Origin of the sequence: Deinococcus roseus, assembly GCF_014646895.1 — a bacterium.
In the GTDB taxonomy this organism is placed as follows: Bacteria; Deinococcota; Deinococci; order Deinococcales; family Deinococcaceae; genus Deinococcus_C; species Deinococcus_C roseus.
The window spans coordinates 47,650-73,960 of sequence record NZ_BMOD01000008.1; the positions used below are offsets into that span (position 1 = coordinate 47,650).

Annotated in this window: 19 protein-coding genes; 12 read left to right on the plus strand and 7 right to left on the minus strand. The window is 55.0% G+C overall.

What is annotated here, in order from left to right; translation table 11 throughout:
* Positions 1-121: 121 nt before the first annotated feature.
* Together IEY52_RS12140 and IEY52_RS12145 are read left to right on the plus strand one after the other, a co-directional pair.
* Positions 122-715 (plus strand): hypothetical protein, encoded by a 594-nt coding sequence (locus IEY52_RS12140; protein WP_189002960.1) that lies wholly within the window; start codon positions 122-124, stop codon positions 713-715.
* 1,075 nt (positions 716-1,790) lie between these two features.
* On the plus strand, positions 1,791-2,486 hold the full coding sequence (locus IEY52_RS12145; RefSeq protein ID WP_189002961.1) for a CPBP family intramembrane glutamic endopeptidase: 696 nt from the start codon (positions 1,791-1,793) through the stop codon (positions 2,484-2,486).
* Positions 2,487-2,661: 175 nt separating this feature from the next.
* On the opposite strand, the gene IEY52_RS12150 is transcribed toward IEY52_RS12145, so the two are convergent.
* Entirely contained in the window at positions 2,662-5,130 is a 2,469-nt protein-coding gene (locus IEY52_RS12150; RefSeq protein WP_189002962.1) for a hypothetical protein, read from the minus strand.
* A gap of 155 nt (positions 5,131-5,285) precedes the next feature.
* Positions 5,286-6,638, minus strand: coding sequence for an ArsB/NhaD family transporter (locus tag IEY52_RS12155; protein ID WP_229684764.1), 1,353 nt, complete (start codon positions 6,636-6,638; stop codon positions 5,286-5,288).
* A 291-nt stretch (positions 6,639-6,929) separates the two neighbouring features.
* Between IEY52_RS12155 and IEY52_RS12160 the strand changes: the two genes are divergently transcribed.
* Genes IEY52_RS12160 through IEY52_RS12175 form a run of 4 tightly spaced genes read left to right on the plus strand, consistent with a single transcriptional unit; the run spans position 6,930 to position 10,680 of the window.
* Positions 6,930-8,021 (plus strand): thiamine pyrophosphate-dependent dehydrogenase E1 component subunit alpha, encoded by a 1,092-nt coding sequence (locus IEY52_RS12160; RefSeq protein ID WP_189002963.1) that lies wholly within the window; start codon positions 6,930-6,932, stop codon positions 8,019-8,021.
* Positions 8,018-9,034: an alpha-ketoacid dehydrogenase subunit beta gene (locus IEY52_RS12165; protein ID WP_189002964.1), complete on the plus strand. Its 1,017-nt coding sequence runs from the start codon at positions 8,018-8,020 to the stop codon at positions 9,032-9,034. Before IEY52_RS12160 ends, IEY52_RS12165 begins: the two co-directional genes overlap by 4 nt.
* A gap of 57 nt (positions 9,035-9,091) precedes the next feature.
* A complete protein-coding gene (locus IEY52_RS12170; protein WP_189002965.1) occupies positions 9,092-9,316 on the plus strand; it encodes a hypothetical protein in 225 nt (74 codons plus the stop codon).
* An 8-nt stretch (positions 9,317-9,324) separates the two neighbouring features.
* The gene (locus IEY52_RS12175) at positions 9,325-10,680 is read left to right on the plus strand and encodes a dihydrolipoamide acetyltransferase family protein (RefSeq protein WP_189002966.1); all 1,356 of its coding nucleotides are present in this window, start codon (positions 9,325-9,327) and stop codon (positions 10,678-10,680) included.
* Positions 10,681-10,970: 290 nt separating this feature from the next.
* On the opposite strand, the gene IEY52_RS12180 is transcribed toward IEY52_RS12175, so the two are convergent.
* Positions 10,971-11,906, minus strand: coding sequence for a LysR substrate-binding domain-containing protein (locus IEY52_RS12180; RefSeq protein WP_189002967.1), 936 nt, complete (start codon positions 11,904-11,906; stop codon positions 10,971-10,973).
* 87 nt (positions 11,907-11,993) lie between these two features.
* Between IEY52_RS12180 and IEY52_RS12185 the strand changes: the two genes are divergently transcribed.
* Positions 11,994-12,461 carry a putative antibiotic biosynthesis monooxygenase gene (locus tag IEY52_RS12185; protein WP_189002968.1) on the plus strand — a complete coding sequence of 156 codons (468 nt, stop codon included), beginning with the start codon at positions 11,994-11,996 and terminating at the stop codon, positions 12,459-12,461.
* 63 nt (positions 12,462-12,524) lie between these two features.
* Here the strand turns inward: IEY52_RS12185 and IEY52_RS12190 are convergent, their stop codons facing one another.
* The 4 genes from IEY52_RS12190 to nirB form a co-directional block, all read right to left on the minus strand.
* Complete coding sequence (locus IEY52_RS12190) at positions 12,525-13,364, minus strand: uroporphyrinogen-III synthase (protein ID WP_189002969.1); 840 nt, start codon at positions 13,362-13,364, stop codon at positions 12,525-12,527.
* An 11-nt stretch (positions 13,365-13,375) separates the two neighbouring features.
* Complete coding sequence (locus tag IEY52_RS12195; RefSeq protein ID WP_189002970.1) at positions 13,376-17,545, minus strand: bifunctional nitrate reductase/sulfite reductase flavoprotein subunit alpha; 4,170 nt, start codon at positions 17,543-17,545, stop codon at positions 13,376-13,378.
* 189 nt (positions 17,546-17,734) lie between these two features.
* On the minus strand, positions 17,735-18,079 hold the full coding sequence (nirD, locus tag IEY52_RS12200) for a nitrite reductase small subunit NirD (RefSeq protein ID WP_189002971.1): 345 nt from the start codon (positions 18,077-18,079) through the stop codon (positions 17,735-17,737).
* A 10-nt stretch (positions 18,080-18,089) separates the two neighbouring features.
* Positions 18,090-20,618 (minus strand): nitrite reductase large subunit NirB, encoded by a 2,529-nt coding sequence (gene nirB / locus IEY52_RS12205; RefSeq protein ID WP_189002972.1) that lies wholly within the window; start codon positions 20,616-20,618, stop codon positions 18,090-18,092.
* Between the two features lie 365 nt (positions 20,619-20,983).
* On the opposite strand from nirB, the gene IEY52_RS12210 reads away from it, so the two are divergent.
* From IEY52_RS12210 to ypfJ, 5 genes are all read left to right on the plus strand, one after another.
* The gene (locus IEY52_RS12210) at positions 20,984-22,195 is read left to right on the plus strand and encodes a CmpA/NrtA family ABC transporter substrate-binding protein (RefSeq protein ID WP_189002973.1); all 1,212 of its coding nucleotides are present in this window, start codon (positions 20,984-20,986) and stop codon (positions 22,193-22,195) included.
* Positions 22,196-22,206: 11 nt separating this feature from the next.
* On the plus strand, positions 22,207-23,031 hold the full coding sequence (gene ntrB / locus IEY52_RS12215) for a nitrate ABC transporter permease (RefSeq protein ID WP_189002974.1): 825 nt from the start codon (positions 22,207-22,209) through the stop codon (positions 23,029-23,031).
* On the plus strand, positions 23,024-23,827 hold the full coding sequence (locus IEY52_RS12220) for an ABC transporter ATP-binding protein (RefSeq protein ID WP_189002975.1): 804 nt from the start codon (positions 23,024-23,026) through the stop codon (positions 23,825-23,827). Before ntrB ends, IEY52_RS12220 begins: the two co-directional genes overlap by 8 nt.
* A 209-nt stretch (positions 23,828-24,036) precedes the next feature.
* Positions 24,037-25,257, plus strand: coding sequence for an MFS transporter (locus tag IEY52_RS12225; RefSeq protein ID WP_189002976.1), 1,221 nt, complete (start codon positions 24,037-24,039; stop codon positions 25,255-25,257).
* A gap of 201 nt (positions 25,258-25,458) precedes the next feature.
* Entirely contained in the window at positions 25,459-26,274 is an 816-nt protein-coding gene (gene ypfJ / locus IEY52_RS12230; RefSeq protein ID WP_189002977.1) for a KPN_02809 family neutral zinc metallopeptidase, read from the plus strand.
* Positions 26,275-26,311 lie beyond the last annotated feature (37 nt).

Sequence of the window (26,311 nt, forward strand, 5' to 3'; positions counted from 1 at the left end):
GAACCCTGGACTTGACCCCCCACATGCTTGAGTGAAATCACTTAGAAGATTCATGCCGAGTTCAGGGAAAAACCGCCACAATTCGGGAAGAAATCTGCTAAAGACCCCAGCAGAGGTGAACATGACAGAAGCAAATCAGACAAGCGTGCGGATTCAAACCCTGGGCAAATTGACGATCAATCAAAAAGTGGTGAAACAATCGAGACCCCTGGAACTGGTGGTCTTCCTGGCCACCTGTCAGGGAGACGCCGCCAGAGAACTGGTGGAAAATGCCCTCTTTGGAGAAGAAGCCTCCAGCAGTGCCATGAGCAACCTGGTGCAACGGGCCAGAGGACTGGGGTTTGAGATTCAGAGCATTTATCAGCGTTATGAACTGCGCACCCCGGTGGTGGTTGATGCCATCGAGCTGGAACGCACCCTCAAAGCAGGTGACCTTGAACGCAGCGTGCAGCTGTACGGAGGACCTTTCTTTCCACAATCGGTGAGTCCCTTTGCAGAAGACCTGCGGGGATACTTTGAGGAAAACCTGATCCAGCTGGCCCTGAACCAGCAGGACTCCCGTTTGATGTTCGACGTGATGAAACGGGTTGGCATGGACCCCCGGCTGGGAGATGCCATCCTGGCCAGCACCACCCAGAACATGCACAGCGTGCTCTGCCAGGCCCCCATGCGCGGTCTGGGCTGGAGCCCCAGGCCCATCAAAGCTGTTTCCTGAAAATCCTGTTTCCCTGTCTGCCTGCCCGAAGCTGCTTCGGGCTTTCTTTTTTGAGGGTTTTGGACCGAAAACAAAATCTATTGGTTTTGAATCCCAGCAGAAGCCCACCAGAAAATCACCTGTGCGCACAGATCCGTATTCTGATTTCAAGAAAGAACGCAGACGAAAAGAACAGAAAGGAGGACCGCATGAAGAACTTCAAATACAAAACCAAACCCCTGAAATTCAGCTTCTGCATCGGAGCCATCCGGGTAGCCTGGAATGTCAATGTCCCCGCTGTGGCCCTGCAAGGAGACTGAAATGGAAGACACCCCCTACATCTTCAAAACCAAACTCTTCAAATTTCTGGCCAGGGCTGGAATTGTACGGGTGAAACGGCTCAGTGACGGCAAGATCATGGGCCTGGAGGACTGACATGAAATACATCAAGCTGCAGAGCAGCCTTCTGAATGATTCCCCCATCTACACAGACTTTCACGCAATGAAAAAGGAGGTGACCCATGGCAGATAAAGACCTCAAAATCAACGGCAACCTCGGCATCATCAGCATCACCTACACCAGCGGCAAATGGTCCGTTACCCTCAACTGAGGAAAATGAACATGCATCTAGAGATGGATGATTTCGTGATCCACATTCAAGAAAAGCAGCTCACCATCACCCGCAAAGGTGAAGAGAATCCCATCTTTCAGTTCCAAGGAGAATGAACATGAGCGAAAAAGACCTCAAAATCAACGGCAACCTCGGCATCATCAGCATCACTTACACCAGCGGTAAATGGTCCGTTACCCTCAACTAAGGAGAATGAACATGAGCGAAAAAGACCTCAAAATCAACGGCAACCTCGGCATCATCAGCATCACCTACACCAGCGACAAATGGTCCGTTACCCTCAACTGAGCCCTTCTATCAATCAAGGAGAAATTGACATGAGCGAAAAAGACCTCAAAATCAACGGCAACCTCGGCATCATCAGCATCACTTACACCAGCGGCAAATGGTCCGTTACCCTCAACTAAAATCCAAATTCCTGCGGGGTGGGTGAAAACCCACCCCGTTTCTTCATAAGGAGGCCCATGACCCCACACGAGCAATTGATTGCCAAATACGTGATGGTCAGCATTCCCATCCTGGTGCTGGTGTACGGCATCCTCTCGCCCAAAGTGAAGGATGTGGAACTGAACCACATCACAGCGTCCCTCTTCGCCTTCCTGATGCCCGTCGCTTACTGGAATTACCTTCCAACCCCCAAACTGTTGCAACTGATGCTGGTGTACGTGCCTTTTTTTCTGGCCTCCACCCTGTTGATCCTGCACAGTCCGGTCAAACGCATGCCTCTGGATGGACGGCCCCTGCTGGACCGCATCCTGACCCAGCTTTGCCGCATCATCAACGAAGAGGCCCTGTTCCGGGGGCTGATGTTTGCTTTGCCTGCAGTCTGGTTGCCAGAGGTTCCCTGGTACTGGATTGCTCTGCCTCAGGCGCTGCTGTTTGCCATCATCCATTACATCCCGGTCAGAAGTGTCCTGAAAGGCCAGATTGATCCTTTCATGCCGTTCTTTGCTGCCTTTGCTTTTCCGCTTTTCAGCAGCATGATGTTCGCCTATCTGGTGCAGGCCACCCATGGCATTTTGCTGGCTGTGGTCATTCACTGGCTCACCAATGTGGTGATCGAACTGATGTTCCAGCGATTGGGCTACTGCGTGGTCTTTGAATTGGGGCTGGGCAACCAGAAAGGTTACCAGGAGGTTACCGCACCATCGGTGACCTGAAAGACACTGCCTCCGTGACATCCTTTCATCACGGAGGCAGTAAACATGAAAAGCAAACAAATGATCAAAAAAATCGTGGTGGTTATGGGAGTGCTGATGGTGGGTTTCGCGGGAGTGGCTGGGGCTGATCCAATTCTCCCAATTATTATTAAGACATCTAGCTTATATACAAACCCTAAATAATTAGGGTTTCAAATTTCATTTGCAAAACAATCTTTCTCGGATCTCCATTGTTCATCATTTCTATTATATTCTCCAAAAGTTCCAAATCGTCTGGCATTTTATCATATACTTTTAACATATAATCCATATTCTGAGTAAGAATTGCACTTTTTTTCACATATTCATCAATGAATCTTCTAAGATTTTCTATCGACACACATTGTGATTGTGGCAATAAAGCTCCTTTGTAGGATTCAATTACATCTTGCATTTTTCCTATTTTTATAAGTTCGAGAAGATTAAATACATCGCAGTTGTAATCTTCGGATATTTTATAAGGATTAGAATCTATAGAAAAAGATTTTCTCATCTTCGATATGGTGGTCTTCAGGCTGCCATAGCTATCTGAATTATCTTCTCCGTATACATCCATCATCAATTTTTCTCCCTTCACGCCTTCTTTATTCAAAGCTAGAAATAGAAGGACTTCTGCCTGCCTGAGAGGGATTTTGACCTTTTTACTATTAATAGTGATGTCCAAATCTCCTAAAAAATTAAACTCAGATATATTTCTTTGCTGAGAAAAATATATATCTATTAGTCTCTTATAACCAAGATAGTATTTTATAGAGTCGTCTGAAATTCTAGATAATAATGACTTATTATCTTCTAATGTTTTATTTAATAAATCAATATTTTTTAAATTTTTTAAGCATATAATTTTTAAAAGCAAACTGCATATAAAAACAGAAGTATGAAAATTTTCCTTAAGGATGAGATCTATATTATTTAATAATTCTAAACATTCTTTAGAATCATCTATAGCCAATAGATATGCCCTAGAAATCATAGAGTGTACTCTATATGCCTCATGCAGACCTTTTGAATATGTATAACTTTCCTCAGCAATTTCTCGTGCTTTTGAAAATTCACCCATACAGGCAAGACATTTTATATACTCATAAGAATAAAAAGCTTTATATACCCTATCAGATTTTTCCCAAACATCCTTCCAGAAATTAATAGCATTTTCAAAATCTCCAGTAATAAATCTAAAATTAGCTATAGTATTTTCAAAAATTTGTCTATCTATTTCACTAACATCTTTAATTATTTTAATTCCCTGTTCTATAATAATGCTTAAACCTTCAGTTTTATTTTCCAAAATTCTAAAGTGTATCCACAGATTTATGGTGTATATGTGATCTATAGTATTGAAATTTTCTATTTTTTCTATACATGAGAGAGAGAATTGAGTCCAATGCATAGCTTCTTTAAATCTATATGTGGATCCACAATACATAGCAATTAGTCGCGAACACCTGATTATTTCCAATAAATTCTCTTGGTTTTCAGCCATGCTTAATGCTTCAAACGGTATATCACTATCTTCATATACGGATTTTTTTAAGTATGACAGTAAAAATGTTTTAGCTTTCAGAGTATATATACTCCTTCTTGATTGAAAGCATTTTTCTACTTCTTTGGCTATATCCCGCTCAATGATCAAATTCAACACAGCCACAGCCCGAACATCTGGAGCCTCATGCTCCTCCAGGTAGGCCAGCACTTCTTTGCGAATGTCTTCTTTTTTGCCCAGCAAACAGGCCGCTTCGATCCTCCAGCGCATCACCACTTCATCTTCTTTGAGGTGCCTGGGGAGGGATTCCAGCAGCACATGCAAGCGCTCATGGGCTCCAGTCAGCAGGGCTTTGGTTCCTGCCTGCTCGATCACGTCCAGCACCATGGCCTGATAACCCATGACCGCCACTTCCAGGGCGTCCAGATATTTTGCCTTTTTGTAAAGCAATGAAGCCAGCAACCTGGGCTCCAGATCCACTTCAAAGCCAGGGGGGTATTTGAAGCCTTCTGGTGTGGGACGCAGGGGAGCAGGCCGCTGGATCAGTTCGTGCAGGCGAATCCAGTACCTTTCAAAGGTGCCTTTTGTGCTGTCGTAGGCTTCTCTGATCTGGGTCTCAGTGAGTCTGAAAGGCTCCGCCATCAAAGCTGCTTCTGGGCGGGTCAGACGCAAATCTTCTGAAGTGAGGAGTGGCAAGTCACTGAGGCGCTCTTTGCCAATCAGGATGACATGATGGCCTTCCTGTTGCAGTTCCAGCAAAGCTTTTGCAAATTCTGGAGCATGCTGTGTTCCACTGAAAATAAAAGTGTGCTTTCCAAAGAGGGGGGTATAGCGTTTGATGACGGTCAGCACGTAAGGATAATGCATGCCGTGGTCCAGCACCCGCTCTCCAGATGCTTTGTTGAAGGCATCCACCAGTGCATTGGATGTCAGCACAGGATCGTGCGCAATCTGCGAGGTGACTTCAAACCAGACAGGATCTGGCAAGTTGGAGAGCTGGTGGTAAATCAGGTGTTGAATGCCATGTTCAGGACTTCCGACAAATTCAAAACTGGGGTGCTGCCGAAAGTGAAGGCTGTGGGTTTGGTACCAATTTTCGGGATGTTGGGTTTGTAGGTTCATTGTATACATTCCTTAGAAAAGGATGAGGACAGGCACAGATTTGTTAAGGATACCCGAAGTAAACCCAAAAAACTTGTGCCAAGTAAACTCCAGCACCAATCCAGAAGCAAATTTCTTCTCTGGCAAACAGATTCTAAATTGCTAAGGACAATCCCCTATTGCAAGCCCATCACTGCATGTGTCACCCAGAACAACAACACAGCCACCGTCACGGTCACAAAAGCAACGGGTGTCCCATATTTCATGAACCCAAAAAAGGTGATCTTGTACCCTTCGCGGTCTGCCAGGTCTGCAGAAACAATGTTGGCACTGGCTCCAATCAGGGTCAGGTTGCCGCCCAGGCACGCCCCCAGGGACAATGCCCACCACAAAGGGTCCATTGCGGGTCCCAGGGTGGTCTGCATGTCTTTCAGCACCTTGGCCATGCTGATGGTGAAAGGGATGTTGTCCACAAAGCCTGAAATCAGGGCACTGGAGAACCCCAGCACCAGAATCCCCTGCTTGATGTCCTGCCCGATCAAGACCTGAAGGTGGTCTGCAATGATGGCAAAGACCCCGGTGTGCTCCAGACCTCCAATTACCACAAAAAGGCCCATGAAGAAAATCAGGGTGGTCCATTCCACTTTTTCCATGATCCAGGCAGCAGAAAGACCCGTCAGCAGGGCCAGGATGGTGCTGGTCAGCAGGGCAATCACTCCCGCTTCCAGACCCAACGGTCTTGCCAGCACGAAAAGCACGATGGTGAGGGCAAAGACCACCAGGGCTTTGCGCATAAGGGGGTAATCAAACTGGCCCTGGCTGCTGGCGTGCAGGATCTGCTGCAGTTCTTCTGGGGTCACTTTTGCTTTCAGGTCTCCTGCACGGCGCATCAGGAATTGCATCAGCATCAGTCCCAGCAAAAAGGCCACGGAAGCATAAGGGGCCACCTCGATCAGAAAATCATTGAAGCCCTTGTTCGCAATCGACCCAATGATGATGTTGGGCGGGTCTCCAATCAGGGTGAGGGTGCCTCCGGTGTTGGAAGCAATCACCAGTGCAATCACAAAAGGAATGGGGTTCAGTTTGAGTTGTTTTGTCACCCGGATCATCACGGGCACCATGAACAGCACGGTGGTCACGTTGTCCAGAAACGCCGAAAACAGAGCCGTCAGCAAAGAGAACACCCACAGAATGCGGGTGAGATCCCCTCTGGTGAAAATCACAGCCCGGTCTGCCACCAGCTGAAAAAAGCCTGAATGGCTGAGGATGGTGACGATGTTCATCATGCCAAACAGCAGAAAAATGGTGTTGAAGTCAATACTGCTCCAGGCCTGCTTTGAGGTGAGGATCCCCAGCGCCATCATCACCGAGGCCCCCAGCAAGGCAGCCATGGTGCGGTGGATGTATTTTTCCAGCACGATCAGGACGTAGGTGCCCACAAAGAGCGCAATGGCCCAGCCCATCAGGGCATTCTGGGAAAGGTGCAAGCCAAGGGTCTGCAGAAGTCCACCCGTTTCAGTTGGGTCCATAAGGCATTTAAACACACTGCTGTGACCCAGTTGAACCAGAGAGGGTGGCAGGTGCAGGACATCTGAAAAACTGCTCGAAAGTAGGATTTGCAAACATTTTCCAGAATGACAAAGTTTATGAAAGCAGAAATGCCAATATCGAGGGTTTTATCAAGCAAAATGCCTTTTTCGAATTAAATTTTGACTTGGAGGATGGGGTGCATTCGGGAGTATCATGCTGTTATAACTCACATCCTGCACGCAAGAAGCCCTAAGATGGTGAAGGACAGTCGTTCCTTTCTGGAGGTTTGCATGTTTGAAGCATTCACCAACCAGCCCATCCGTTTGATCGGAGAGGATGGATCCCGCACCCAGCCGTTTGAGCTGGATCTGGGTGTGGATGAACTTTTACAGATCCACCGGGACATGATCCGTTCCCGGGTGTGCGATGAACGCCTCATTCCCATTCTGCGTCAGGGCAAGACCAGCTTTTATGCCCAGTCCACAGGCATGGAGGCCACCCAGATTGGCATTGCCTGGGGCACCCGCAAGAAGCATGACTGGTACTGGCCTTATTACCGCGACAATGGCCTGATCCTGACCCTGGGGATGCCTTTGAAGCGCTGGATCTCCCAGCTGCTGGGCAGCAACGATGACGTGTGCAAGGGCCGCCAGATGCCCCAGCACTTCTCGGATCCAGAGAACCACATTGCCAGCATCTGCAGCGCCATTGGCAGCCACATTGCTCCTGCAGCAGGCACCGCCATTGCACAGAAATACCTTGGCACCGATGAGATCACCATCTGCACTTTCGGGGAAGGGGCCACCAGCGAGGGCGACTGGCACGCAGGCGTGAACATGGCCTCTGCCAACAAGGCCCCCTGCCTGTTCATCTGCGAGAACAACCAGTACGCCATCAGCCTGAACGTCAGGGACCAGACCAACAGCAAGAACATTGCGGTCAAGGGCCACGCTTACGGCATCCCTGGTTTTTACGTGGATGGTCAGGACGTGCTGGCCGTGCGCGCAGTGGTCAAACAGGCCGCAGAGTACATCCGGGCTGGAAACGGCTCTGTACTGATCGAGTGCCTGACCTACCGCATCGGGACGCACTCCAGTTCCGACGATGATTCCCGTTACCGCAGCAAGGAAGAAGTGGAGTCCTGGAGGGCGCAGGACCCCCTGGTGCGCTTTGAACGCTTTCTGGAAAAAGAGGGCATTCTTCCAGCCCGTGAAGAAATCGAGGCGTATTATGGGAGTGTGCTTGCCGAATTCGAGGAGGCCCTGAGCACCTCCGATGCCTCGGGCTACCCCACCTGGGAAATCCTGTTCGATGATGTGTACAGCGACCTCCCGGACCACCTTGCACAGCAGGCCATCTACGTCAGGGAGGAGAACCTATGACCATGCAAAGTCCCGAAAAACCTTCATCCTCTCCCATTCGCAAACCGCTCAACCTGATCCAGGCCATCAATGAGGCTTTAAGGGAAGAGCTCTTGCGAGACCAGAGCGTGCTGGTGTTTGGGGAGGATGTGGCAAAGCGGGGTGGGGTCTTCCTGGCCACCGAGGGTCTGCAGTCCGAATTCGGCAAGAAACGGGTCTTTGACACCCCCCTCTCTGAAGCGTCGATTGTGGGTGCTGCAGTGGGGATGTGCGTCCGGGGCCTCCGCCCGGTGGCCGAAATCCAGTTTGCAGATTACCTGTACCCTGGTTTCGACCAGATCGTGTCGCAGGCGGCCAAAATCCGGTACCGCAGTGGGGGCGGTTTTTACTGCCCGATGGTGATTCGCACCCCATCCGGCGGTGGTGTGCGCGGCGGAAACCACCACTCCCAGAGCCCAGAGTCCTACTTCACCCACACACCGGGCCTCAAAGTGGTGATGCCTTCCACGCCTTACGATGCCAAGGGCCTTTTAAAAGAAGCCATCCGTCTGGACGATCCGGTGATGTTCTTTGAACCCAAACGCCTCTACCGTTCTTTCAAAGAAGATGTGCCTTTAGACGATTACACCATCCCCTTTGGCAAAGCTGCAACGCGCATGGAAGGCAGCGACATCACCCTGATTGGGTACGGTGGTGTGATGCCCGATGTGATCAAAGCTGCAGAGGCCCTCAAAGCCGAAGGCATCCATCCTGAAGTCCTGGATCTGCGCACCCTGATCCCCTGGGACCGGGAAGCTGTGCTGTCCAGCGTGGCCAAAACCGGACGGGTGGTCCTGATCTCCGAGGCCCCCAGAACCTCCAACTTCATGGGAGAGGTGGCTTACGTGATTCAGGAAGAGCTCTTCGACCAGATGCTGGCTCCGGTGGTGCAGGTGGCCGGGTTTGACACCCCCTACCCTTACGCGCTGGACAAGGTTTACCTGCCCGGACCGAACCGGATCCTGCGTGCTGCTGCAAAATCTCTGGGTTACTGAGGCCTCCATGACCTGCAGATGTTGCATGCGCACCACAAAGTGTTGGAAGCTGTAACCGTGCCACGCTTTGTCATCAGCATTCTGGGTCTGCTCATTGGAGTCTCTGTTTTCAATCTTTCCAACCGTCTCGCCGCCCCCTGGAACGAACTCGGTGCAGTGGTGCTTTATGCGCTGCTGGCCGTGGGTGCCTGGTTTTACGGCAAGGACGACAAATTTGTTCGTGGAGTGGCCATTGCCATCGGGATCTGGGCACTCATTCGACTGGTGCTTGCACTCATGTGAGGGAAAACATGTCAAAAGAAATCCGTCTGCCTGAACTGGCCGAATCGGTGGTGGAAGGCGAAATCCTCCGCTGGATGGTCGAGGTCGGGGAAAAAATAGAAAAAGACCAGCCCTACATCGAGGTCATGACCGACAAGGTGACCGTGGAACTGCCCAGTCCCATCTCCGGGGTGCTGCAAAGCCAGCTGGTCAAGGTGGGAGACATCGTGCCCGTGCATGCCCCCATTGCCATCATTGCCGAGGAGGGCGAGGACACCTCTGCCCAGCCTGTCGCCACACCTGCCCAGGTGGATTCTTTGCAGGAGCACAAAGAGGACACGGGCGATGAACTGAGTTTGTTTAAAGCCTTCGGGGAAGCAGAAAAAGTCAAGATGCCCGATTCCATCCGCCAGCCTTCTGCTGCCCTGAAGCAAAACGAGGCCCAGAAATCTGTTCCCCAGACCTCCGTGCATGGTCGGGCACTGGCCGTTCCTGCTGCCCGCCAGCTGGCCCGCGAACTGGAGCTGGACATCAACGAGGTCAAAGGCAGCGGTCCCAATGGCCGCATCCGGGTCATTGATGTGCACAAGCATGCCGAAAGCCTGAAGCCTGCCACCGGAGGTGGAGCCCCCTCCCATTTCCCCTCCCCCGTGCAATACCGCACCCCCAGAGGCTACGAGGACCGCGAAACCCGTGTACCCCTCAGGGGTCTGCGCCGCGCCATCAGCCAGCAGATGCAGGCTTCCCACCTTTACACCGTGCGCACCCTCACCGTGGACGAGACCAACCTGACCAGCCTGGTCCAGCTGCGGGAAAAACTCAAACCCCACCTGGAAAAAGACGGGGTGAAGCTCAGCTACCTGCCGTTCATCTTCAAGGCCATTGTGGCTGCCCTGAAGAAGTTCCCCAGCCTGAACACCTCCTTCGATGAGGCCAGACAGGAAATCGTGCAGAAGCATTACTACAACATGGGAATGGCCGTTTCCACGGATGCAGGTCTGGTGGTCCCCGTGATCCGGGATGTTGACAAAAAGACCGTGCTGGAAATGGCCCAGGAAATCCAGGAGGTGGCAGAGCAGGCCCGCAGCGGGAAGCTCTCGCCGGACCGCATGGCAGGCAGCACCTTCTCCATCACCAACATCGGATCCATCGGGGCACTGTTCAGCTTCCCCATCATCAACGTGCCAGATGCTGCCATCATGGGCATCCACACCATCCAGAAGCGTCCCATCGTGAATGCACAGGATGAAATCGTGGTGGCCCACATGATGTACCTGTCTTTAAGCTTCGATCACCGTCTGGTGGATGGTGCAGAAGCTGCCCGTTTCTGCAAAGAGGTCATCCGTTTGCTGGAAACCCCTGAATTGCTGGTGCTGAACGCTTAGGTTTGTTTGAGGGCGAGGCATGCCTCGCCCCTACACAGGCGTTTTAGCGCACTGGGGCAAAGATCCCCCTGCTTCTCGTATTTGCTCGAAGCTGTCCCTCTTAACGAAGGGGGATTTTTGTTCGTCTGAGCAGGCTTTCATGTTGGTCGTCCACCAACCCCCCTTCGTTAAGGGGGGACAGTCCTGAGCAAAGCGAAGGACAGGGAGGATCTGACCCCCAGCAATCTCAAACGCCCCCGACCATCCTCATCCCACATAGAAGCCACAGGGGGATCTGACCCCCAGCAATCTCAAACGCCAGCCCCAGAAGGCTCACATGGCCAGGAGTCGCAACCTTTCCAGCCTCCTGCTTTGCTGCACATCTCCAGAACCTTCCCCAGCAGGCCTGTTTCTTCGCCTTTTCTCCAGGCCATGCCCATCTGCATGGGTTCAAAACCCTCCAGGTCTCTGGCGACCAGGGTTTCAGGAAGTCCGTCTGCAATGATGTAGGTGGTGACCACCCACAATCCCACCCCGAGTTCCACCATGTTCTCTCCGGCTTCCACCTGGGCGGTTTCGTAAACCACGCTGGGTTCAATGCCCGCTTTGCGCAGGCGGGCGATCACCTGTTCATACAGCAGGGAGTTCATGGACCGGGAGAACATGATCAGGGGTTCTGTTTCCAGCGCAGACAGGGGGATCTTCTCCAGTTTTGCCAGGGGGTGCTGGGCAGGCACCACCAGTTGCCATCTGGCCCGTCCCATGTTCTGGTTTTCGATGTCCTCTCCTTCCATGGGCAAAACCCCGAAGCCCACATCAATGGTGCGGTTTTCCAGGGCCTGTCCAATCTGGTAGTGGGGGATTTCACGGCGTTCCAGACGGATTTCGGGGTGCTCCTTCAGCAGGGCTGTAACGATGGGTCCCACCACCGATTGAAACGCATATTCCACATAGCCCAGGGTGATGCGGGGGATGCCGTCGGCTTTGCGGGCTTCTTTGATGGCACGGTCTGCTTCCTGCAGGGTGCGTCTGGCTCCATCCAGAAACACCCGTCCGGCATCCGTCAGGCGCACTTTGCGCTGGGTGCGTTCCAGCAGGGTCACGCCCAGGATCTCTTCAAGGGCTTTGATCTGCTGGCTCAAAGCAGGCTGGGTCAGGAACACCCGTTCTGCTGCACGGGTGAAATTCAGTTCTTCTGCCACAGCCACAAAATAACGCAAGTGCCGGAGTTCCAGGGATTGAGCCATAAGTCAAGCTTATCAAAATTGGCACCATAAAGTATTGGATTTTATCAATCAAAACCTCCATACTGTTTTCAGAGCAAGAAGGACCCCATGACACAGACCCTTCAAACCCCATCCCTGTCCCAGAATCAAATCCAGATCAGACTGACTTTTTTGCGCTGGCTTGCCATTTACCCCACCATCACCCTGGTTCTTGAACTGACTGGCCCTTATGTTTTTGGCAAGCTCCCCACCTTCCTGACCGCCCTGATTGCCACACTGCTGGTGGTCCCCACCGTGCATTACCTGCTGATTCCGCTGTTCAGAACCCTCTTCCAGAACTGGGTGACCATTCCACAGTTACCCCAGAAAGCCCATCATAAAATGGCTTTTGTGCTCTGGCTTGGCACCTATCCGGTCATCACTGCGCTGCTTTACCTGCTGCTGCCTGTGCTCTTCGGGCATGTGGCCCTGCCCGTGGTGACCCTGATCATCACCCTGATTGCGGTGCCCCTGGTCAATTTTCAGGTGGTTCCCAGACTGGTGAAAGGCATGAAAAACTGGATTTTTGCAAAATAAAACCACAATCAAGAATCCCCTTCTGAACCCAGAAGGGGATTCTTTGTTTTCAGAATTTTGTTTTCAGATCCAGCTGTTGACAGGTTTCTTCTGCTGCAAAATGCCCGCTGCATTCTCCGAGGCCTGACGCACCAGAATGCCCATCTTGTGGGGGCTGGCCTCCACATCCATGCTGAGGTCGAGGTCTCCCACCGCTTCACTGCAGGCTGGACCAATCGAAGCAATCACCATGCGCCTCAGGGATTGCCGCAAATCAAATTCCAGCCCCATGTCCCGCGCACACTTTAAAAAATGCACGATCTGGGTGCCACTGGACAGCAGCAGCACATCAAATTCTCCCCGGATGCAGCCTTTGACGGCTTCCTGCAAAGGGGTGGGGTCTTCGGGCAGGGCACAGCGGTACACCGGAATGCTCTGCACGGTGGCCCCCTGTTCTTTCAGGCTGTCCATCAGGACCAGGGGGGTGGGTTCCCCGAATTCCAGAATGCTGATGAAGGCGTCCTGCAAACTGATGCTGTGCAGGAAATCCTGCACCTCCCTCCAGGTGTGGGGTTTTTTCACCATGATGCCCGACAGTCCAAATTCTTTGAGGGCTTTGAGGGGCTTGTTGCCCCGGATCACGATGTTGACGTTCTTCAGGGCCTTTAAAGCCTCGGGGTAGCATTTGACCACATCGCGCAGGAACATGCGGGTGCCCACCCCGGTCATGCAGACCAGGTAATCCACATTTCCGGCTTCCAGGCGTTCCACAAAGCGCATCAGTTCGGTGTTGGTGTCCAGTGCCACTTCACGCAGGCTGGGGACCACGGTGGCCACCCCCTCGTATTTTTCGATCAGGGTGGTCATTTCTTCGCGTCTGCGGGTCTCCAGAGACAGCACTTTCAGTCCATCAAACCAGGCCATGTTTTTTCTCCTTAATACACATCTCTGAGGTACCGCTTCTGCTGCCCGAGGGTCTTGAGGTAGTCTCTGGCGTTGTCTTCCGACAGGCCGCCTTCCTGAATCAGGATCTGCTGCAGGGTGGTGTCCACATCTTTTGCCATGCGGCTGGCATCTCCACAGATGTAGATGTGTGCGCCGTCCTGCATCCAGCGGAAAAGCTCTTTGGATTGCTGCAGCATGCGGTGCTGTACGTAGATCTTGTCTTTCTGGTCCCGCGAGAATGCGGTGTCCAGTTTGTGCAGGATGCCGCGCTGTTGCAGGGTCAGCAGTTCTTCGTGGTACAGGAAGTCGGTGTTCTGCTTCTGCTCGCCAAAGAACAGCCAGTTTTTCCCGGTGGCTCCACTGGCCTGGCGGTCATGCAAGAACGCGCGGAAAGGCGCAACCCCGGTGCCAGGGCCAATCATGATCACAGGTGCAGCCTGGTCTTTGGGCAGTTTGAAGGTGGCGTTCTTCTGGATGAAGAGGGGCACAGAGCTGACCTGGGCACGGTCTGCCAGGAACCCGGAAGCCACCCCTTTGCGGGTTTTGCCGCTCCCGGCATAACGCACCACCGACACCGTGAGGGACACCCGGTTGGGGTCCATTCTGGGGCTGGAGGAAATGCTGTACAGGCGGGGCTGCAACGGGCGCAGCAGGGAGGTGAGTTCGCTGGCGGTGAATTTGCTGGGAAACAGGGCCAGCAAATCGGCAATCTGTTTGCCCCACAGGAAGTCTTTCAGGTCTGCTTTGCGCTCGGGGTCCAGCAGGCCCCTGAGCTTGCCATCGGTGGTTTTCTCTGCAAGCACCTGCAGGAAGTCCATGCTGGGTTTGCAGATGTCGTGGTGCCGGAACAGCGCCTGGAAAAGTTGCTGCTGGTCTTCTTTGACCGTGACGGTTTCCTTGCCGCTAAGTTCCTGCCTGAGCAGGATTTCTTGCACCAGTTCGGGGTCGTTGGTGGGCATCACACCCAGCGCGTCCCCGGCTTCGTAGGTCAGGCCAGAGCCATTCAAATCAAACTCGAAGTGGCGCACGTCTTTCTGGGAACCTGCTCCGGTCAGCCTGCGGTTGATCACCAGACGGGCCGGGAAGGGATTGGCCTTGGAGTATTTGCTGGTCTGGGCTTTGCCGGGCGCAGGTTCAGGGGCCTTCTGACCGGAGAGGATGCGGGTCATCTGGCGGGTCCAGGTGGTGGCGGTGCCAGCATAATCCGCATCGCAGTCGGTGCGGTGGTAGATGGGGGTGCAGCCCAGCGCCTGCATGCGGGCATCCAGGTTCTTGCCGAACTGGCAGAAACCATCGTAGTTGCTGTCCCCCAGGGCCAGCACCGCGTATTTCAGGTGGCTGAGGGTGCCTTCAAATTCGCTGAGTTCTTCCCAGAAGGGTCTGGCGTTGTCTGGTGGATCGCCGTCTCCGTAAGTGCTGGAGATCAGCAGCACGGTGTGTTCCCGTTGCAGGGCTTCTACCGTGAGGTCTCCCATGCTGAGCACACGGGTGGAAATGGCCTGGCTTTCCAGGCTGTCCGACACGGTCTGGGCAATGCCCTCGGCGTTTCCGGTCTGGGATCCGTACAGAATCAGGATGCTCTGGGCCTGTGAGTAGGATGGCTCTGCCTGTGCGGTTGCGGAGACTGCACCGCCTGCCAGCACCACACCGGGCACCCCTCTGGAGAACATTCCAGCCAGCAGACCGTTGACCCAGTCACGCTTGGTGGGGGTGAGGGGGGCATTGGCGGGCAGAATCGGCACGGAGGGCACCTGGGGAGAGTAAGAGCGGCCCAGTCCAACCAGGAAACCGGAGAGGTAGCTCTCCTCGTGGGATTCAAAGCTGACGGCCACGGTCTCCCGGATCCCCAGCATGGTCCGCAGGGCGTCCACGGGTGAATCAGATGTTGACATGGGAATCCTTTCTGCTGCGCCTGCCAGCACGGGAACGGGTGCAGGTGTGGGTGCAGCAACGCGGGCAGAAACCGCCGCCACCACAGGGGCTTTCACCTCAGGCACCTTCTCGGCCACTTTGGTGAGGGAGACCGCGCAGAATTTCAGTTCGGGCTGCAGGGAGATGGGGTCTCTGGCATCGCTGGTCAGGGCGTTGATGCAGAGGTCCTCGCCATACAGGTCGTTCCAGTGGATGGGTGCGAAGACCTGACCGGGTTGCACTTTCTTGCTGACCTTCACAGGGAGTCTTGCTTTGCCCCGTCTGGAGCGCACTTCCAGCGTGTCGCCGTTTTTAACGTTCAGCTGGGCCGCGTCCTCGGGGTGCACCTCGATGAAGGTTTCGGGGTTGAGTTTGTTGAGGGTGGCAATCTTGCCCGTCTTGGTGAGGGTGTGCCACTGGTGGGGCAGCCTTCCGGTGTTCAGCACGAAACGGAAATCCGCATCGGGCAGTTCATGGGGAGGCAGGTAGGGACGGGCCAGAAACCTGGCCTTCCCGGAGTCGGTGGCAAAGACCAGTTCAGGCTGGCTGCCGTCTGGCAGGGTCAGCAAGGTCTGGCTGACCCCGTCGTTGAGGTAACGGATGGGGTTGCGGCGGTCCCCTTCAGGGGCACAGGGCCACTGGATGGGGTTTTCCTGCAGGCGCTCGTAGCTGACGCCCCGCAGGTCATAGCCGGTTCTGGGGTTCCAGGTCTGCTTGATTTCCTCAAAGACCTCGGCGGCACTGCTGTAATTGAAGTGCTCTGCGTACCCCATGGCCCGGGCAATTTCGGTGATGATCTGCCAGTCGGGAAGGGCCTCTCCTGGCGCGTCCACCACCTGTTTCATCAGGGTAACGTTGCGTTCGCTGTTGATCATGGTGCCTTCTGCCTCGGCCCAGAGGGCACCAGGCAGCAGAATGTCTGCGTAACTCCCGGTTTCGGTTTCCAGGAAGGTGTCCTGCACGATGATGAGTTCAGCTTTCTTCAGGCCCAGCAGGGTGTTCTGGCGGTTGGGCATGGTCACCACCGGGTTGCTGCCAATCACCCACAGTGCCTTGATTTTGCCGTCCCGCATGGCTTCAAACATGGGAACCGCGTCCAGACCGGGTCTGGGCTGGATGGTGCCCGCTGGAACCTTCCAGACGTTCTCGATGAAGGCCCGATCATCTGCACTGGCAATCACCCGCTGTCCGGGAAGGGCGTGGGCCATGTAACCCACTTCCCGGCCTCCCATGGCGTTGGGCTGTCCGGTCAGGGAGAAAGGACCGCTTCCGGTGCGGCAGATTTTTCCGGTGGCGAGGTGCAGGTTCACGATGGCATTGGTGTGCCAGGTGCCGTGGGTGCTCTGGTTTAAGCCCATGGTCCAGAAGGTGATGAATTCGCGGGCCTCTCCGATCAGTTTTGCGGTCTGGCGCAGGGCCTGCTCGGGAATCCCTGTGATTTCACTGACTTTTTCAGGGGTGTAGTCCTGCACGAAGGTCTTGAGTTCTGCATAGCCCTCGGTGTACTCCCGGATGAAGGCAGAATCGGTGTGGTGGTTTTCGATCAGCAGGTGCAGCAGGCCGTTCAGGAAAGCCAGATCGGTGCCGGGTTTGATCGCCAGGTAAAAGTCGGCTTTTTCTGCAGTGGCGGTCTTTCTGGGATCAATGACCACCAGTTTGGCCCCACGGGCCTTCACCTGATCCAGCACGCGCAAAAACAAAATCGGGTGACAGTCTGCCATGTTGGAGCCGATCACCACGAAAAGGTCACTGTTTTCAATGTCCTCGTAGGAGCCCGGAGGTGCGTCCGAACCCAGCGACAGCTTGTATCCGGCTGCAGCACTGGACATGCACAGCCGGGAATTGGTTTCCACATTGTTGGTGCGAATGAACCCCTTGGCAAGCTTGCTGGCCAGGTACTGGGCTTCGGTGGAAATCTGGCCGGAGAGGTAGAAGGCAAAAGCGTCTGGTCCGTGGGTGTCAATGATGTGCCGCAGGCGGTCTGCTGTCTGCTGGATGGCGTCCTGCATGGGAACCGGCAGGCGGGTGCCTTCACGGGTGTCGCGCACCAGGGCTTCTTTGAGGCGTCCAGGGTGGGAAAGCACCTGAAAGGAAGTCAGGCCCTTGGTGCAGAGGCGGCCACCGTTGGCAGGGTGGGAGGTGTCCCCCACCACTCTGGTGACGGCCCCATCTTCAACCTGCAAAATCATGCCACACCCCACCCCACAGTAGGGGCAGACGGTTTTGACGGTGTGTGGTGTCTGGGTCATGCCTGTCCTTTGGTCATGCCTGCTGCTGAAGGTGATGCGCGTTCGGCAGCAGGACAACGTTTGAAAGAGGCCGGGGTGAACTGAAGGTCAAGGGGGAATTCAGGCACCCGGGAAGAGGGGTCAGAAGGCAGCGGGGAAAGAAAAGCCAGATGGGACGCCGAAGCGTCCCGCAGGTTTAACAGGTGAGGTTCAGGCCCTGACCCATACTTTTCCGTCTTCCACACGCACTTCATAGGTGGGGATGGTGACGCTGGGGTCATCGAGGTACTCACCGGTCTGGAGGTTGAAGCTGTGCTTCAAGAGGGGGGAAGCGACTTTGTACACGTCCCCTCTGGTTCCGATGATGCCCCTGGACAGCACGTTGGCCCTGGTGAAGGGATCAAAGTTGCTGATGGCGTAGAGCAGGTTCTCTTCCACCCGGAAGATGGCGATCTGTTTGCCGTTCACTTTTGCAGCCACACCAGCGTGCAGCACGATGTCGTTGAGGGTGCAAATCTGGACCCAGGTGGCTTCGCGTGTCAGTGTCTGTGTCATGGTCTGCTCCTTAATCTCCGGAAATCATGGGGAGGAGGTCGGCTTTCTCAAAGTCGAAAGCGGGACGGATCTGGCCGCGTTCTTCGATCATCACCACGTTGTCGTCGCTTTCATCGGTGTTGATGAAGTGGCTGAAGTGTTTCATCTTCTCGGGGTTGCCCAGGGTTTCCTTCCACTCGCAGTGGTAGGTGCCCACATGTTTCTCCATGGCGGCTTCAAGTTCTGCACCGATGCCCAGAGCGTCTTCCACAACCACTTTCTTGAGGTAGTCCATGCCACCTTCAAGTTTTTCCAGCCAGACGCTGGTGCGCTGCAGTCGGTCTGCGGTGCGGATGTAGAACATCAGGAAGCGGTCCAGGTACTTGACCAGGGTGGCTTCGTCAAGGTCTGCGGCCAGCAGGAGGGCGTGCTTGGGTTTCATGCCGCCGTTTCCGGCCACGTACAGGTTCCAGCCTTTTTCGGTGGCGATGATCCCGAAGTCCTTGCCCTGCGCTTCTGCACATTCGCGGGTGCATCCAGAGACGCCGCCTTTGAGTTTGTGGGGGGAACGCAGGCCCTTGTAACGCTCCTCAAGTTTGATGCCCAGGGTGGTGGAGTCCTGCACCCCGTAACGGCACCAGGTTTCCCCGACGCAGGTTTTCACGGTTCTGAGGGACTTGCCGTAAGCGTGACCGGACTCGAAGCCAGCAGCAATCAGATCGGCCCAGATTTCGGGCAGGTGTTCCTGGCGGGCACCGAGCAAATCGATGCGCTGTCCACCGGTGATTTTGCAGTACAGGTTGTACTTCCTGGCCACTTCGCCAAGCACAATCAGTTTCTCGGGGGTGATTTCGCCACCGGCCACACGGGGAACCACGCTGTAGGTGCCGTCTTTCTGCATGTTGGCCAGAAAACGGTCGTTGGTGTCCTGCAGCGGAGCATGCTCCTGCTTGAGGATGTACTCGTTGTACAGCGAGGCCAGGATGCTGGCGACGGCGGGTTTGCAGATTTCGCAGCCCATGCCGTGTCCGTGCTTCTCCAGCACTTCCCCGAAGGTGCGGTACTCCTTGATGCGGATCACATCAAACAGTTCCTGCCTGGAGTAATCGAAGTGCTCGCAGATGTTGTTGTTGACTTCCTGACCCAGCAGCAGCAGTTGTTCTTTGAGGATGTCGGTGACCATGGGGACGCATCCGCCACATCCGGTGCCCGCTCTGGTGCACTTCTTGATGCTGGGGATGTCCTGGGCTCCGCCCACCACGGCTTCGCAGATGCTGCCCTTGGAGACGTTTTCGCAGGAGCAGACCGTGGCGGTCATGGGCAGGGTGGCCTTGACCTGGGTGCCGCCTCCAGCAGGAGCGGGAACCAGCAGGTGCTCGGGACCACCTGGAATGTCCATGGCGTTGGAGAACAGGCTGTGCAGGTTACTGTAATCGGAGCAGTCCCCGACCAGCACGCCGCCCAGCACTTTTTTGCCGTCTGCAGAGAGCACCAGTTTCTTGTAGGTGCCCTTGAGGGGGTCGGTGAAGAACATCTCTTCAGAACCGGAGGTCTGAGCAAAAGCATCCCCAAAGGAGCCCACATCCACACCCAGCAGTTTCAGCTTGGTGCTCATGTCTGCACCGGTGAACTCGCTGCTTCCTCCGGTCAACTGGTCTGCAACCACACGGGCCATGGTGTAGCCGGGGGCCACAAGGCCGTAAATTCTGCCTTTATATAGTGCGCACTCACCGATGGCGTACACGCTGGGATCGCTGGTCTGGCACGCTTCATTGATGGTGATGCCGCCGCGTTCTCCAACCTCCAGGCCACTGGCGCGGGCCAGTTCATCTCTGGGGCGGATCCCGGCGCTGAAAATCACCATCTGGGCTTCAATGCTCTTGCCGTCTGCGAAGGTCAGACCCTTCACCTTGTTGCCGTCCAGATCGATGCTCTGGGTGGCGGTGCTGGTGTGCACGGCGATGCCCATGTTCTCGATTTTCTTCTTCAGAAGCTTGCCGCCCTGCTCATCCACCTGAACGGGCATCAGGCGGGGGGCAAATTCCACCACGTGGGTTTTGATGCCCAGGGCTTTCAGTGCGCCTGCAGCTTCCAGACCCAGCAGACCCCCACCAATGACCACACCTTCTTTAGAGGTCTGGGCGTAAGCGTGAATGGCGTCCAGGTCTTCAATGGTGCGGTAAACGAAGCAGCCCTCGGCATCCTTGCCCTGGATGGGTGGAACAAATGGGTAAGAGCCGGTTGCGAGGACCAGGGTGTCGTATTTCAGTGCACGGGTGGCGGTGTGCACGGTCTTTTGTTCACGGTCGATGTGGGTGGCTTTTTCCATCACCACACGGATGCCCCAGGCCTGGTAGTCCTCAATGCGCCCCATGGCGAGGTCTGGTCTGGGTTGATCAAAGTAGCTGGTGAGGTGGACGCGGTCATAGGCGAGGCGGGGTTCCTCGCACAGGACCGTCACCTCCATGTTGTGTGTCTTGTTTTGCAGTGCTTCCAAAAATTTGTGTCCGACCATTCCGTTGCCGATGACCAGAAGGCGGTGGGTGTTTTGTGTTGACATGGGCTTCACTCCTTTGCAGCTTGTTCCGCTTTTGCGGTACGTCCGGGGGGCTTCCGTCCTGCTTGTGAATCATTTTCGGCGAAAAATACACCAGTTGTCAACAACAAACTGAACAGTATGCAGATTTTTCAGGAAAAACGTCTAGTTCTGTCCTGTATCCGTGCAAGTTGTGCAAAAAATTTTGAACACCTTGCAGATTTGCTATTGACAAACCCCTGAGAGGTTCCGCATAGTGACTGCATCCCTGCGGGGAACTGCATTGACCCGCCCACACAGGTTCTTCCCAGACCTGATCCTTCCCGCCCTTCTGCCCCCCTCGCCCAAGTGACGCCCCTCTGACGACTTCCCCTGACCAAGGAGACACCATGACCAGAATCAACCGTCGTCAATTCATCAAAGCGGCCACCGTCACGGCCGCCAGTGCAGTTCCTGCTGTGAACTTTGTGAAAGCCCAGAGCAAGAAAATCCAGCTTGGTTTCATTGCCCTCACGGACTGCGCCAGTCTGGTCATGGCCAAGGAACTCGGATACTTCGAGAAATACGGCGTGGATGTCGACATTGTGAAGATGGCCTCCTGGGCCGCCACCCGCGACGCCCTGCTGACCGGAGACATTCAGGGAGCGCACTGCCTCTTCGGGATGCCCTTCAGCGTGTACAACGGCATCGGTGGACCTGCAGGTAAAGAGCTGCCCATCGCCATGATGCTCAACAACAACGGGCAGGCCATCACCCTGGAGAGCGGATTCAAAGGGGTGGGCACCGACCTCAAGAAAGTCAAAGACCGGGTGGACGGCCTGATCAAGAGTGGCAAGGCCCCCACCTTCGCCATGACTTTCCCCGGAGGCACCCACGACATCTGGCTGCGTTACTGGCTGGCCGCCACAGAAATCGACCAGAGCAAAGTTGGGATCATCACCATTCCCCCACCGCAAATGGTTGCCAACATGAAAGTCGGCAACATGGACGGTTTCTGCGTTGGTGAACCCTGGGGCGGTGTGGCTGCACAGCAGGGCATCGGTTTCACCCACATCACCACCCAGCAGATCTGGAAGCACCACCCCGAAAAAGCGCTGGTTTTAAACAAGCAGTTCTCCGAGCGCAAAGATGAAGTCATGGCCATCATGCGCGCCATCCTGGACGCTTCCGCCTGGCTGGACAACCTGGCCAACCGCCGCAAGGCTGCCGCTGTTATTGGTGCATCGAAATACGTCAATGCCTCTGCAGAAGTGATTCAGGCCCGACTCGAAGGCCGCTATGACATGGGTGAGGGCATCGGGACCAAGCAATTTTTAGACGACATGATGCTTTTCTCCCGCAAAGGGGCCACCAACATGCCCCGCCACGGCCACGGTGTGTTCTTCATGGCCCAGTACGTGCGCTTCGGGTACCTGAAAAAGCTCCCCGATGTGGACAAGATCGCAGAAAAACTGATCCTGACCGACCTCTACAAACAGGTCGCCAAAGATGCAGGCCTCAAGCTTCCCGATGACGACATGAAGCCCTGGACCATGACCCTGGACAAGGCCAAATTCGATCCCAGCAAACCCGAAGCCTACCTCAAAGACCACAGCATTTAAGGAGGTGTGAGATGCAGAACGTTCAATACAAAGCCACCCCCATCAAAACCAGCAAACCCCTGCTGAAAGGCTTCAAAAACGCCCTGGGACAGTTTGGATTCTTCGTTGCAGGCATGTCCCTCCTGCTCATGTTCTGGTGGATCGTCGGACAGAACATCAAAGACCTGCCCACCCCTCTGGACGTCTTCAACGCCCTGAGAACCCTGTTCTCCGACCCTTACTACGAGCGCGGTCCCAATGACCGGGGCATTTTAAACCTGCTCTTAAGCTCCCTGAGCCGCGTTGCCGGAGGCTTCCTGCTCGGAGCCCTGGTGGCCATTCCACTGGGCGTCCTGATGGGCAGCATTCCGTTTGCCAAGAAACTGATCGATCCCATCGTGCAACTGCTGCGCCCCGTGAGCCCTCTGGCCTGGTTCCCCATTGGCCTGACCGTGTTCCAGAGCGCTGAACCTGCCACCGTGTTCATCATCTTCATCACTGCCCTGTGGCCCACCGTGATCAACACCGCCTTCGGGGTCAATACCCTCCCCAAAGACTTCAAGAACGTGGCACGGGTCTTCAAGTTCACCCCCGGACAGTACATCGCCAAGGTGCTGATTCCCTTCGCCCTCCCCCACATCCTCACCGGTCTGCGCATCTCCTTCGGGATTGCCTGGATGGTGATTGTGGCCGCCGAAATGCTCTCCGGCAAATCCGGCATCGGGTTCTTCGTGTGGGATGCCTGGAACGCCCTGAGCCTGCCCAACGTGATCGCCGCCATCTTCGTGATTGGCTTTACAGGACTTCTTTTTGACAAACTCTTCGGACTTCTGGAGCGGATGGTGAAATATGAGTAAGCAGACCGGCACCCCCACCCTGGACATTGAAGGTGTGCACAAGGCTTTCGGCAGTTACGTGGCCGTGGAGAACGTGGACCTGAAGATCTGGCCCGGTGAGTTCATCGCCCTGATCGGACACTCCGGTTGCGGCAAGAGCACCCTGCTGAACATGATCTCGGGCCTGGAAAAGCCCTCGGAAGGCCACATCCGCCTGAAAGGCCGCTCCATCGAAGGCCCCGGACCAGACCGCGCCATGGTGTTCCAGAACTACTCCCTGTTGCCCTGGCTCAGCGTGTTTCAGAACGTGCTGGAGGCCGTCAAGGCTGCCCAGCCTGAACTCGGGGCTGCAGAGCGCAAAGCCCGCGTGGAGGAATTCCTGTCGGTGGTGGGCCTCATGCCCCACAAAGACAAAAAGCCCAGCGAACTCTCTGGTGGCATGAAACAGCGCGTTGCCATTGCCAGAGCATTTGCCATTCACCCCTCGGTGCTGCTGCTCGACGAGCCTTTCGGGGCGCTGGACGCCATCACCAAGAGCAACCTGCACGAGGAACTGCTGAAAATGTGGTCCCTGGAAAACACCGATGGCACGCAAAAAAACGTGGTGATGGTCACCCACGACATCGACGAGGCCATCTACCTCGCGGACCGCATCGTGGTGATGAGCAACGGACCCAGAGCCCACATCCACGAAATCATCGAAGTCCCCCTCCCCCGCCCCCGCCACAAAGCCGAACTGATCGACAACCCCACCTACCTGAAGATCAAAAGCCACCTGCTCTCGCTCTTGAGTGTGGTGCTGGCCCATCCCGCCTGAAGGCCGAGAGCCGAGAGCCCAGAGCCGAGGGCCGAGAGCAATGTGAAACAAGCCCTTTCAAAAATCAAGAACAGTAAAGCAACATTCTTGATCAGCAGTTCAAAGCAATCGCTACAGCATCACAGGTTTGCCCTCGGCCCTCGGCTCTGGGCCCTCAGCAAGAAAAACACCCCCTGTCCCAAATTCCCAGTGCCCTTAAGGAGTCAAAGATGCAAGACAACGCCGCCAACAAAGTTGTGATCGCCTCCACGTCAGGATTCACCATCCTGTTCGCTGTGTGGGTGATGTTCGCCATCATTGGAATTCCCCTGCAGAAAGAGCTGAACCTTTCAGACGCCCAGTTCGCACTTCTGACCGCTGTGCCTGTGTTGACCGGCTCCCTGCTGCGTCTGCCTGTGGGCATTCTTGCCGACAAATTTGGCGGCAAGAATGTCTTCACCATCCTGACTTTGCTGACCAGCATCCCGCTGTTCATCCTGCCCTTCGCTGGCAGCTACAACGCCATCCTGACCCTGGCTTTCTTCGTGGGTCTGGCCGGGGTGTCCTTCGCCATTGGCAACAGCTGGATTTCCTTCTGGGTGCCCAGAGAGCGCCAGGGTCTGGCCCTCGGGACCTTCGGTGCAGGGAACGTGGGAGCCAGCATCACCAAACTGCTTGCCCCCACCCTGATCACCCTGATTCCCGCCACGGGCGCACTGATCCCCGGCGGGTGGCGCTTCGTGCCCCTGCTGTACGCCGTGATCCTGCTGGTGGTGGCTGCTTTCATCCACTTCTACGCTCCCGAAGACCGCAAGAACACCACCCCAAAAACCATCTCCCAGTGGCTCTCTCCCCTCAAGCACATCCAGGTCTGGCGTTTCGGTCTGTACTACGTGATCTTCTTCGGTGCTTACGTGGCCCTGTCCAGCTGGCTCCCCAAGTACTACAAAACCGTGTACCACATGGACCTGAAAGTGGCCGGTCTGCTGACTGCCCTGTTCATCTTCCCTGCCAGCCTGCTGCGTCCTCTGGGCGGTTACCTGAGCGACAGATTCGGTCCCCGCATCGTGACCCTTTACTCCTTCGTGGTCTGCGTGGTCGCCACCCTGATCCTCAGCATGAACACCGCATCCATGCCCCTTCCCGCTTTCCTGGCCGCCACCCTGCTGCTGGGTGTGGGCATGGGTGTGGGCAAAGCCTCCACCTACAAACTGATCGCCAACTGGTACGGCGCAGACATGGGCGTGGTGGGCGGTCTGGTGGGTCTGCTGGGCGGTCTGGGCGGATTCTTCCTGCCCCTCTTGTTCGCCACCACCGCCAAAACCTACGCTCCCAGTGCCTTCATCTGGCTGTTCGGGTTCAGCGTGGTCAGCATGTTCATCTTCATGGGTGCCGTAAGGATGATTCAGGCCCGCGAAGTGCGCAGCAACCTGGTGGCTGCAGACGACTGAGCAGCCCACACCTGAGCAACATATCAAGTTCAAGAGGCCTCAGGGCCTCTTTTTTGTTTTTGCAGGAAGGGTTCAGTTGCAGCTCACAGCCCTCAAGCAAACCCTTTTTTTCTAGAGCAATCCTTGAACGAAAGTTTAGGCAAAAACAACATTTCAATGTTTGTTACCAGACCGCAAACAGGATCTTTTTATATTGACCCCATGGACTGGAAAAGATTAGGAAAAAGCGGAAATGTTGAGGACCGCCGGGGCATTCCCGGTGGTGGACTGGCCATCGGGGGTGGAGCAGGTTTGATCTTGCTGATCATCAGCCTGCTGTTCGGTGGCAATCCAGGAGATGTCCTCAACCAGATCAATGGAAATTCAAACCAGCAGCAATCCAAACCCCAGAACGATGAGGCCTTTCAATTCGGCCAGGCCATCATCAGTGGCACCAACGAATACTGGGGCAAGGTGTTCCAGAAATCCGGGCGCACCTACCATGAACCCACCCTGGCTTTGTTCTCTGGAGGCACCTCCACAGGCTGCGGCAATGCCACCTCTGCTTCCGGGCCTTTTTATTGCCCCAACGACCAGAAGATTTACATTGATCCCTCTTTCTTCAATGATCTGGCCACCCGTTTTGGAGCCAAAGGAGACTTTGCAGCAGCTTACGTGATTGCCCACGAGGTGGGTCACCACGTGCAGGATGAGCTGGGCATCATGGATCAGGTGCAAGCCAGCGGTGACCGTCAGGGGGCCAATTCTGCTTCTGTGAAACTGGAATTGCAAGCCGATTGCTTTGCAGGTGTATGGGGCAATTACCTTGCCACCATGAAAGATCCCATCGTCACCTCCAGTGAACTGAACCAGGGTCGCACCGCTGCCCAGTCTGTTGGAGATGACCGCCTCCAAGAGCAGTCCCGTGGATACGCCAACCCTGAAACCTTCACCCACGGAAGCAGTGCCCAGCGGGACCACTGGTTCAGTGTGGGTGCCAAAACCGGTGATGCCAACCAGTGCAACACCTTTGAGTGAACTTCAAACCACAGCATCCATTCAAAACATCCCCCTT

Excerpts from the sequence above, each read along its gene's own strand:
- IEY52_RS12140 (WP_189002960.1), top strand. The coding sequence starts at position 122 with ATGACAGAAGCAAATCAGACAAGCGTGCGGATTCAAACCCTGGGCAAA.
- IEY52_RS12145 (WP_189002961.1), top strand. The coding sequence starts at position 1,791 with ATGACCCCACACGAGCAATTGATTGCCAAATACGTGATGGTCAGCATT.
- IEY52_RS12150 (WP_189002962.1), bottom strand. The coding sequence starts at position 5,130 with ATGAACCTACAAACCCAACATCCCGAAAATTGGTACCAAACCCACAGC.
- IEY52_RS12155 (WP_229684764.1), bottom strand. The coding sequence starts at position 6,638 with ATGGACCCAACTGAAACGGGTGGACTTCTGCAGACCCTTGGCTTGCAC.
- IEY52_RS12160 (WP_189002963.1), top strand. The coding sequence starts at position 6,930 with ATGTTTGAAGCATTCACCAACCAGCCCATCCGTTTGATCGGAGAGGAT.
- IEY52_RS12165 (WP_189002964.1), top strand. The coding sequence starts at position 8,018 with ATGACCATGCAAAGTCCCGAAAAACCTTCATCCTCTCCCATTCGCAAA.
- IEY52_RS12175 (WP_189002966.1), top strand. The coding sequence starts at position 9,325 with ATGTCAAAAGAAATCCGTCTGCCTGAACTGGCCGAATCGGTGGTGGAA.
- IEY52_RS12180 (WP_189002967.1), bottom strand. The coding sequence starts at position 11,906 with ATGGCTCAATCCCTGGAACTCCGGCACTTGCGTTATTTTGTGGCTGTG.
- IEY52_RS12185 (WP_189002968.1), top strand. The coding sequence starts at position 11,994 with ATGACACAGACCCTTCAAACCCCATCCCTGTCCCAGAATCAAATCCAG.
- IEY52_RS12190 (WP_189002969.1), bottom strand. The coding sequence starts at position 13,364 with ATGGCCTGGTTTGATGGACTGAAAGTGCTGTCTCTGGAGACCCGCAGA.
- IEY52_RS12195 (WP_189002970.1), bottom strand. The coding sequence starts at position 17,545 with ATGACCCAGACACCACACACCGTCAAAACCGTCTGCCCCTACTGTGGG.
- nirD (WP_189002971.1), bottom strand. The coding sequence starts at position 18,079 with ATGACACAGACACTGACACGCGAAGCCACCTGGGTCCAGATTTGCACC.
- nirB (WP_189002972.1), bottom strand. The coding sequence starts at position 20,618 with ATGTCAACACAAAACACCCACCGCCTTCTGGTCATCGGCAACGGAATG.
- IEY52_RS12210 (WP_189002973.1), top strand. The coding sequence starts at position 20,984 with ATGACCAGAATCAACCGTCGTCAATTCATCAAAGCGGCCACCGTCACG.
- ntrB (WP_189002974.1), top strand. The coding sequence starts at position 22,207 with ATGCAGAACGTTCAATACAAAGCCACCCCCATCAAAACCAGCAAACCC.
- IEY52_RS12220 (WP_189002975.1), top strand. The coding sequence starts at position 23,024 with ATGAGTAAGCAGACCGGCACCCCCACCCTGGACATTGAAGGTGTGCAC.
- IEY52_RS12225 (WP_189002976.1), top strand. The coding sequence starts at position 24,037 with ATGCAAGACAACGCCGCCAACAAAGTTGTGATCGCCTCCACGTCAGGA.
- ypfJ (WP_189002977.1), top strand. The coding sequence starts at position 25,459 with ATGGACTGGAAAAGATTAGGAAAAAGCGGAAATGTTGAGGACCGCCGG.